Below are 8,574 nucleotides of genomic sequence, written 5' to 3'. Positions count from 1 at the left end.
ACAGCTTCATCGTTCGGGGGAGAGGGCCGGGGTGAGGGGGCTTTTCGCTTTCCGGCGATAAGCGCCACGCTGATGAGCCACCAACATCCCAAGCCCCCTCACCCAACCCTCTCCCCCGAGCAAGCTCAGGGGAGAGGGCTAAAGCAGCGAGCGCCGGGCCAGCCCGAAGCCGTGCCTTTCTCCCTCTCCCCCGAACAGCTCCATCGTTTGGGGGAGAGGGTCGGGGTGAGGGGGAGGCTTCTCGCTTTCCGGCGATAAGCGCTACGCGATCAATCTGCTCCTCACCTTCCCAGCGCCCGGCCAGCCATTGCCACGCACTCCCGAGCCATCCAATGACGATCAGCGCGCCGAGCCGGCCACCAGCAGGTGCTTGGCCAGCTGGCCCTGCAGGCGACCCAGCCCGCGCACCAGGTGCAGCGTGGTGAAGAACAGCAGCACGCCGATCACGCCCATCGCAATCAACTCGCTCCAGCCCGGCACGTGCGGGCCGAAGCCCCAGTCGACGGTGATGGTGCCGTCGACGAACGCGCGGTTGATGTCGTCGACATTGATCAGCCGGGCGAACGGGGCGGCCATGAGCCCCAGCGCGACCGTCATCAGCGTCACGGTGAGCGTGAAGTAGGCCACGCCCAGCGGCAGCATCAGCACCATGTAGAACATCGTGGTCCAGGTACGCGGGTCGGTGAACATGGCGCCGATGCGCTTCATCAGCGTGGTGCCCGACGACGGGTACGGCGGCCGCCTGGGCATGCGCACGCCGAGCATCGCTTCCACGATGCGCCCTTCCATCAAGGCCAGCACCCGCACCGTGCCGAAGAACAGCACGATGAACGGCACGCCGATGATCAGCACCGACAGGCCGGCCGACAGTGACATGCCCACCACCACCAGCACGAAGTAGGCGATGCCGGTGCCCAGCGCCAGCAGCATGTAGAACAGCGAGCCCCAGGTGCGCGCGTCCGCGGCCACACCGAAGAAGCGGCCGATCAGCGAGTTGCGCTTCGGCGCCAGTGGCGGGCGCAGAGCGCGCTGGATCTTGATCTCCTGGTCGCGATAGATCTCCGCCACCTCATCCGGCGCGCCGTAGCTGCCCACCACCTGGGCCAGCATCTCGGCCTCGTTGCGGTTGGGCTGGTCAGCCAGCTCGGCACGCAGGTGCTCCTCGGCGTCGTACAGCGCGTCCTGGATCAGCGCGGGGTCCGCGCCGCGCAGCGCATCGCGCAGCTGCGCGAGGTAATCGGCAATCGTGCGTGGTGCAGTCATCACAGCTCTCCCTCAAGAATCCGGTCCACCGAATCGCGCGTGGCGTGCCATGCAGCGATCCACTCGCGCAGCACCTCGCGGCCGGGTTTGGTAATGCGGTAATAGCGGCGCGGCGGCCCGCTCACTGACGGCTCCACCTCGCTGGCGAGCAGCCCCGCCGCCTCCAGGTTGCGCAGCACCGGGTACAGCGCACTCTGCTTGCCGGCGAGCACACCCTCGCCTACCTCCTCCAGCCGCTTGGCGATCTGGTAGCCGTACATCGGCTGGCGCGAACGCCCCAGCACGGCGAGCAGGGCCAGCGACACCGTGCCGGCCGACAGCTCTTTCTGGAACTTCTTCAGCGCACTGACGACGCCCTCATCCACGACATGCCCGCCCTGCTACCTGTGTCGGGATGAATCATAGTGCGAAGTTATGACTAGCTCATGGGTATGAAGTCATGGGCAGATGCGAACTGCGGGTCTTGAAGCCCACGCCTCACCCCCTCTCCCCCGAACAGCTCCATCGTTCGGGGGAGAGGGTCGGGGTGAGGGGGAGGCTTTCCGTTTTCCAGCGACAACCGCCACGCTGAAGAGCCACCAGCCCCCAAGCCCCCCCTCACCCAACCCTCTCCCCCGAGCAAGCTCAGGGGAGAGGGCTAAAGCAGGCGGCGCAGATCCCGGGCGTCTGCGCTCGCTCATCGGTCGAAGCGACATCCCACCGCGACGCTCACACCGCGCCGCTGAAAGACGACCCGCGCCTTGCTCCCTCTCCCCTGAACAGCTCCATCGTACGGGGGAGAGGGTCGGGGTGAGGGGGAGGCTTTCCGTTTTCCAGCGACAACCGCCACGCTGAAGAGCCACCAGCCCCCAAGCCCCCCTCACCCAACCCTCTCCCCCGAGCAAGCTCAGGGGAGAGGGCTAAAGCAGGTGGCGCAGATCCCGGGCGTCTGCGCTCGCTCATCGGTCGAAGCGACGTCCCACCGCGACGCTCACGCCGCGCCGCTGAAAGACGGCCCGCGCCTTGCTCCCTCTCCCCTGAACAGCTTCATCGTTCGGGGGAGAGGGCTAAAGCAGGCGGCGCGGGGCCCCGGCGTCTGCGCTCGCCCATCGGTCAAAGCAGCATCCCACCGCGACGCTCACGCTGCGCCTATGGGTTACGCTGAAAGGCCGCTTGCAGCGCGCGTTCCCCGCTGCGAACCTCGATTGCCACTCCACACCACACAGGAGACATGTCGTGACGACACACAGCGGTTCCATGGTGAGTTTCAAGCGGCCCGATGGGCAGGACGTGCAGGGTTATCTGGCCACGCCGGCGCAGACGCAGGGCGCGCCGGCCGTGGTGGTGGTCCAGGAATGGTGGGGGTTGAACGACCAGATCCGCGGCGTCGCCGACCGGTTGGCGCGCTGCGGCTATTTCGCGCTGGTGCCCGATCTCTACCGCGGCAAGAGCACGGTGGAGGAAGAGGAGGCGCACCACCTGATGGAAGGCCTCGACTTCGCCGATGCCGCCACGCAGGACATCGCCGGCGCGGTGGCGTTCCTGCGCCAGCATTCGCGCAAGGTCGGCCTCACCGGTTTCTGCATGGGCGGTGCGCTGACGATGCTCGCGCTCGGCCAGGGCGTGGCGGTGGACGCCGGCACCACCTGGTACGGCATGCCGCCGCTGGAGTACATCGACGCGGGAAAGATCACCGCCCCGGTGCTCGGCCACTGGGCCACGCAGGACCAGTTCTTCCCCATCGAGAACGTCGACAAGCTGGAGGCGAAACTCAAGGAGGCCGGCGTGAACGCCGAGTTCCACCGCTACCTCGCCCATCACGGTTTTGCCAACGAGACCGCCGCCGGCCCCGGCCGCATTGCCGCCACGCAGTACGACGCGGTGTGGGCGGAATACGCATGGGACCGCACGCTGACCTTCTTCGGCCGCACGCTCTGGTCGTGATCCACTGACACGCGTTGCCGCTCGCGGCCCGGGATGCCCTGCATTCCGGGCCGCGACATTTCCGGCGCTCATGTCATGGATCGAACCCTTCCCATCGTTCGCCCGCAAGCCTTCGCACCCAATGGGCATTCCTAGCAGGTGTGCCCGGGGGTGGCCATGCCCTCGACAAGCGCGCAAGTCGGCAGGCCGGTATCGCGACTTCTTGCGAGGTCTATCCCGCACGGCTCGCGCGGGCGCTAGCAGCCTGTCGGGCTTTGCTGGCCGAGGCGAGAAGTCGGCTGTGCGAGGACGGATTTTCGACGTTTCATCGGCCCATAACAGCCGGATTCGCAGCCCGGCCGAGCAAAGTCCGACAGGCTGCTAGGATGCAAAACGCTTCCAGCGACGAGGACCGGATCGATGCGTGCAAGGCAATGGGTGGTGATGGCGGGCGTGTGGACGATGCTGGGCGCGGCGCAGCTCGCGCACGGCGCCACGCCGGAAACGTTCGACCGCAGCGAGGGGCTCAACCTCAACCGCTTCGTGCGCCAGGGCGACGTCGCCGCGCACATCGTGCTGCGCTCGGGCACCGAGCCGCGGCTGATCGTCGCCTTCCCCGCCGGCAACAGCGGCGTGGGGCTGTGGTTCGATCCGGTGGCTGCGCCGGCCACCTGGACGCTCGATGGCCCGGCCACGCCGCTGACCCAGGCCGACGCCAGGGGGCGCCCGCTGCACGGCGTGCGCTTCACCGCCACGCTGCGCACGCCCACGCTGGTGCCGAAGCAGGCGCTGCTCTCCAGCATTCGCGTGCTGCGCGACTACCAGGGCCAGGGCACCGCGCCGAAGGACGTGCTCACCAGCGCGCGCACCGATGGCAACACGCTCGCCTGGTCGCGCGACCGCCTCGATGGCGCGCCCGGCTATGCGTTGAACGTCACCGCCGTGCACGGCGCGCTGCACAACGGCCATTTCGTCGCCGCCAGCGACGGCACGATCACACTGAAGATCACCGCGCTCTCCGGCGAGACGCCGCTCACCCCGGTCTCCGGCCACGCGCTGCTCAACGACAGCGCGCGCGACGACCGCGCCGCGCGTGAGGCGCTTGGCTTCCTCAGCTACCGCGAGAAGTACCTCGCCGGCTCGTGGCGCTTCGACACCTACTTCGGCCGCGACACGCTGATGTCGGTGCGCCTGCTGATGCCCGCGCTGCAGCCGGCGGCGGTGGAGACCGGCCTGCGCTCCGTGCTGCAGCGCCTCTCGCCCGACGGCCAGGTGGCGCACGAGGAAGACATCGGCGAGTTCGCCATCCTCGACCACATGAAGCACGACGGCACGCGCTCCGACGCGCCGGTCTACGACTACAAGATGGTCGACAGCGACTACCTGCTCGCCCCGGTGACGCAGGCCTGGCTGCTCGACGACGCGCGCGGCCGCGCCCGCGCCGGGGCCTTCCTCGCCAGCAAGCTGGGCGAGGCGCACGCGGGCGAGGCGCTGATGCGCAACCTGCGCTACGTCGCCGCGCAGACGCGGGCCTTCGCGGTCGATCCCACCACGGCGAACCTGGTGTCGCTCAAGCCCGGCGTGCCGGTGGGCGACTGGCGCGACAGCAACGACGGCCTCGGCGGCGGTCGCTATGCCTACGACGTCAATGCGATCCTCATCCCCGCCGCGCTCGATGCGGCCAGCGCGCTGTACCGCAGCGGCCTGCTCGCGCCGTACGCGAACGCACAGGACCAGGCGATGCTCGCCGGCCTCGCGCACGCCGCCGCCGTGTGGCGCGACAAGGCGCCCGCGCTATTCACCGTCATCGTGGACAACGCCGCTGCCCGGCAGGCCATCACCACCTATGCCAAGGCGATGGACGTGCCGGCAGCGCCGGCACTCAAGGCCATCGGCGACAAGCCCGTGCAGTTCCAGGCGCTGTCGCTGGACGCCAGCGGCCAGCCGATCCGCGTGCAGAACAGCGACGGCGGCTTCGCCCTGCTGTTTGGAAAACCCAGCCCCGCGCAGCTCGACGCCGAGGCCGAACTGCTGCGCCGCCCCTTCCCCGCCGGCCTGATGACGCCGGTCGGCATGCTGGTCGCCAACCCGGCGTTTGCGCCGGCCGCCGAGCAGGCCCGTTTCAGCCCCGGCGCCTACCACGGCACCGTGGTGTGGTCGTGGCAGCAGGCGCTCACCGCCGCCGGCCTCGCCCGCCAGCTCGCCCGCACCGACCTCCCCGCCGCCACGCGCCGCAACCTGCAAGGCGCCCAGGCCTGCCTGTGGCAAGCCATCGACGCCACCCGCGACATGAGCAATTCGGAACTGTGGTCCTGGCGCTACGCCGACGGCCGCTACCAGGTCGCCGCCTTCGGCGCGAGCGGCAAGGACGCGGACGAATCGAACGCGGCGCAGTTGTGGAGCACGGTGTATCTGGCGATTCCGAAGCCAGCCAATCTGCCTACCGGATGCGACTGACCATCTGGCGATCGCCACCCACAGGGCGCGGCGATCGCAAGAACCATCTACTGGTACAGATGCGCCTGAATGCCGACAAAGGCCTTGCGAATGGTGTCCACCGGACCGAGCGCGCGCCTGGCGTCGTTGGTGCCGCCGTAGCGGATGCGCAGGAAGTCGGCGATCTTGGTTGCCCTCGGGAAAGCAGCGCGCCCACAGCTCCTGCGGCGAGGGAAACGGCAGGGCGAGGTCGCCCTCCGGGCCGGTCTGCATGTCGATGCCGTACCAGCCCAGCCCGTTGCTGGAATGGGCGAAACGCGCCTTGAGCCGCGCGGCGTAATCCTTGGCCTGGCCCACGCCGGCCGTGTGCCCGAATCCTGCGCGCTTGGCCTCGATCACCGCCAGCTTGCGGTCGCGGTACACCAGCACGTAATCGGCCGACAGCGGATTGATCCGCCCACCACCGGTGATGTGCCCCGGGCAGATCAGCTCGCGATGCACCCGCGATCCCTCGACCACGCCCCAGCCGGCCTCGCGCAGCACCGGGTCGATGCGGTTGGCGCGGGTGTCCGCTTCCGTTTCGCTCATGGCCTGGCGTATCCCCCTTCGCGTTGTCCCCGCACCGCCACGATCAGGACGGTATCGATCACCGACAGGTAGCTGTACAGCGCCACATATCCCGCTGAGCCGCGGCCGATCAGCAACTCGCGCTCGTCGTCGCCGGCCGGGCGGCCGATCAGCGGGTTGTCCGCCAGCACGTCGAACGCGCTGATGATTTCCCCCGCCCTTGTCTCGGCCGCGGCGCTCTCGTGGTGATGCAGGTGCTCCACGATGCGGTCCAGATCGTCCAGCACCCCGGACGCCAGCCTCACACGCGTCACGTCATCGGTCCAGCTTGCGTGCCACCGGCCGCTTCACGGCTTTTCCCGCGATGCGTCCCTTGAGGTAGGCGCGCGCCTCTTCCCACGGGATGCTCATGCCGGACTCCAGGAACTCGGCGTAGCGCTGATCCGCCACGGCGTGGAATGCGGCTCGCTGCGCGGCCAGCTCGGCCTTCTCCGCGATCGCTTCCAGGATGAAATTGTGCGAGGTCGTGCCGGCCTGCTTCGCCGCCGCGGCGACGCGGGCCTTGAGTTCGTCGGGCAGGCGGATGGTGGTCGTGCTCATGGGGCGCTCCAGCGAGGGTGAGACGATCACCACAGTAGCACATGTGTGCTACGTGCACGACATCTCACGCGGCACGTACCTTGATATCCACCTTCAGGTTCCGACGCAGCACGTCGAAGATGGCGGCCAGGTTGTCCATGCTGGGGTTGCCGGAGGCGGACAGCATGCGGTGCAGGCTCTTGCTCGGGCGCTTGGTGGCCGAGGCCAGCCCCTCGAAACCGACGGTGGCATTGACCAGGTCGCGCAGGATCATCCGCGCCGTCGCCGGATCGCCGTTGAGGAACAGCGAGGCCGCCTCGCCCAGCAATGCGCGGGCAAACGCCGGCTCGCGCTGCACGCGCTCAACCACGGTCTGCTTTGATACGACCATGCCCCCGGCGGACATGGCAAGACACTACAATCGGGCTCATGCAACCGGCCGACACCCTTCGCTTCGCGCTGAACGACCGCATCCAGGATGCCGAGGTCGCGCCGACGCACGTTCCGCTGGCGCTGCTGGGGCAGTTCCAGAAGGACGTCGGTGAGTTTCTGGCTGGATCGGGCAAGGACATCGGTCCCAATCAGGTGATGATCGCGATAGCGGAGGGTTCGCTGGTCCTGGTGGCGAGCGGCCTTTTGGCAGCGACCGGCCTCTGGACCGACCTCGCTCGACTGGATCAACCGGGCAATCTGGGGCTGATCGATCCGAAGCGTGCAGCCGTGGTCGAGCGCTGGCAGGCGGCGGCGCGCAAATTTCCCCATCGGCGTTACACACTGGCTGATCAGCACGGCACGAACCTCGTTCGTGTGGACGCGAGCTCCGATTACCTCAACCAGAACACCGCCATGTGGGTGAAGGTAGAGATATACCTGCGCGGCCAGATCACCGACCTTGGCGGCACCAGCAAGGCCAATGTCCACCTGAAAATGGACAACGGCCAGGTGCTCACCATTGCCAGCAGCCAAAAGCTGCTGGGGGACGAGGAGCGCAACCGTCTCTACAAACCGGCCATGCTTCGCGTGGCCGCTGAAGAAAACCTCCACAACGGCGAACTGCGCAATCTGACCCTGCTCGCCTTCGAGGATGTGTCCTCGACCTGGGACGAGGTCGCCTTCGGCGAACTGGTCCGCAAGGGCACGCGGGCGTGGTCGGACGTGCCCGATGACTGGCTGGAAACCCTGCGGAGCGGCCAGGGATGAGCGTATCGGTGTTGCTGGATACCAGCTTCCTGATTTCCCTGGTCAGCGAACACCGCGCCCACCACGCGACGGCCGTTCAGTACTACCGCCACATGCTGACGAACGACATGCCGATGTTCTTTTCCGGCATCGTGGCAGCAGAGTTCGGCATCAAGCAGCCCATCACGGATTTGCCGCTCCACCACTTCCGCGTACTCGACTTCAACGTGCCGCACGGCCAGAAGGCCGCCAACCTCTGGAATGCACTGGGTCAGCGTGATGCTGGAGACAGCCGTGCCGTGGTGCGCGATGACGTGAAACTGCTGGCCCAGGCCAGCCATGCAGGCATCGAGGTCATCCTCACCGAGGATGCGTCGACACTGCACAAGTACTGCGAGCGCCTGCGGGAGGGCGGACATCTGCAGACCCGCCGTCACCTTGAAGGGCGGCTTCGATGCCAGCGCCTTGCGCGGCGATGGACAAGTCGACTGGGTCGGCGACCCTGCTCCCGAGGCAGACATCTGAGAGGGTGTCGACAAAATAATCAGCTTGCGAGTCTGGTAGCAAGGATACGCGCCTCGACCAGCCAAACCCAAGCCACCGGTGCCCATGACGAACGGTCGTGGTGCGCCATCAGGCGGCGGGCGC

The 8,574-nt window shown here is 67.8% G+C and carries 8 protein-coding genes and 2 pseudogenes; 4 read left to right on the top strand and 6 right to left on the bottom strand.

Annotated features, from left to right (window positions below; genetic code table 11):
• Positions 1 to 339: 339 nt before the first annotated feature.
• Positions 340 to 1,263, bottom strand: a complete 924-nt coding sequence (locus tag ACO2Q2_RS17085; protein WP_423257454.1) for a sensor domain-containing protein — start codon at positions 1,261 to 1,263, stop codon at positions 340 to 342.
• Positions 1,263 to 1,628: a PadR family transcriptional regulator gene (locus ACO2Q2_RS17080; protein ID WP_423257453.1), complete on the bottom strand. Its 366-nt coding sequence runs from the start codon at positions 1,626 to 1,628 to the stop codon at positions 1,263 to 1,265. Before ACO2Q2_RS17080 ends, ACO2Q2_RS17085 begins: the two co-directional genes overlap by 1 nt.
• Before the next feature lie 850 nt (positions 1,629 to 2,478).
• On the opposite strand from ACO2Q2_RS17080, the gene ACO2Q2_RS17075 reads away from it, so the two are divergent.
• The gene (locus ACO2Q2_RS17075) at positions 2,479 to 3,186 is read left to right on the top strand and encodes a dienelactone hydrolase family protein (RefSeq protein WP_423257452.1); all 708 of its coding nucleotides are present in this window, start codon (positions 2,479 to 2,481) and stop codon (positions 3,184 to 3,186) included.
• A 399-nt stretch (positions 3,187 to 3,585) separates the two neighbouring features.
• Positions 3,586 to 5,622, top strand: a complete 2,037-nt coding sequence (locus tag ACO2Q2_RS17070) for a hypothetical protein (protein WP_423257451.1) — start codon at positions 3,586 to 3,588, stop codon at positions 5,620 to 5,622.
• Positions 5,623 to 5,781: 159 nt separating this feature from the next.
• Here ACO2Q2_RS17070 and ACO2Q2_RS17065 read toward each other — a convergent pair.
• From ACO2Q2_RS17065 to ACO2Q2_RS17050, 4 genes and pseudogenes are all read right to left on the bottom strand, one after another.
• Positions 5,782 to 6,189 (bottom strand): annotated as a pseudogene (locus ACO2Q2_RS17065) (restriction endonuclease subunit R); the annotation flags it as partial.
• Positions 6,186 to 6,482, bottom strand: coding sequence for a type II toxin-antitoxin system RelE/ParE family toxin (locus tag ACO2Q2_RS17060; RefSeq protein WP_423257450.1), 297 nt, complete (start codon positions 6,480 to 6,482; stop codon positions 6,186 to 6,188). The pseudogene ACO2Q2_RS17065 and the gene ACO2Q2_RS17060, both read right to left, overlap by 4 nt.
• 1 nt (position 6,483) lies before the next feature.
• Positions 6,484 to 6,768 (bottom strand): DUF1778 domain-containing protein, encoded by a 285-nt coding sequence (locus ACO2Q2_RS17055; RefSeq protein WP_423257449.1) that lies wholly within the window; start codon positions 6,766 to 6,768, stop codon positions 6,484 to 6,486.
• A 64-nt stretch (positions 6,769 to 6,832) separates the two neighbouring features.
• Positions 6,833 to 7,138, bottom strand: coding sequence for a DNA-binding protein (locus tag ACO2Q2_RS17050; protein ID WP_423257448.1), 306 nt, complete (start codon positions 7,136 to 7,138; stop codon positions 6,833 to 6,835).
• A gap of 38 nt (positions 7,139 to 7,176) precedes the next feature.
• Here ACO2Q2_RS17050 and ACO2Q2_RS17045 point away from each other — a divergent pair, with 38 nt between their 5' ends.
• Together ACO2Q2_RS17045 and ACO2Q2_RS17040 are read left to right on the top strand one after the other, a co-directional pair.
• Positions 7,177 to 7,947: a hypothetical protein gene (locus ACO2Q2_RS17045; RefSeq protein ID WP_423257447.1), complete on the top strand. Its 771-nt coding sequence runs from the start codon at positions 7,177 to 7,179 to the stop codon at positions 7,945 to 7,947.
• A pseudogene (locus tag ACO2Q2_RS17040) lies at positions 7,944 to 8,243 on the top strand (hypothetical protein); the annotation flags it as partial. The gene ACO2Q2_RS17045 and the pseudogene ACO2Q2_RS17040, both read left to right, overlap by 4 nt.
• Between the last annotated feature and the right edge of the window lie 331 nt (positions 8,244 to 8,574).

The sequence above is a fragment of the Dyella sp. KRB-257 genome, assembly GCF_049445995.1.
Lineage (GTDB): Bacteria > Pseudomonadota > Gammaproteobacteria > Xanthomonadales > Rhodanobacteraceae > Dyella_A.
Note: the sequence above shows the minus strand (reverse complement) of the source record. Positions and strands in the feature narration are given on the sequence as shown.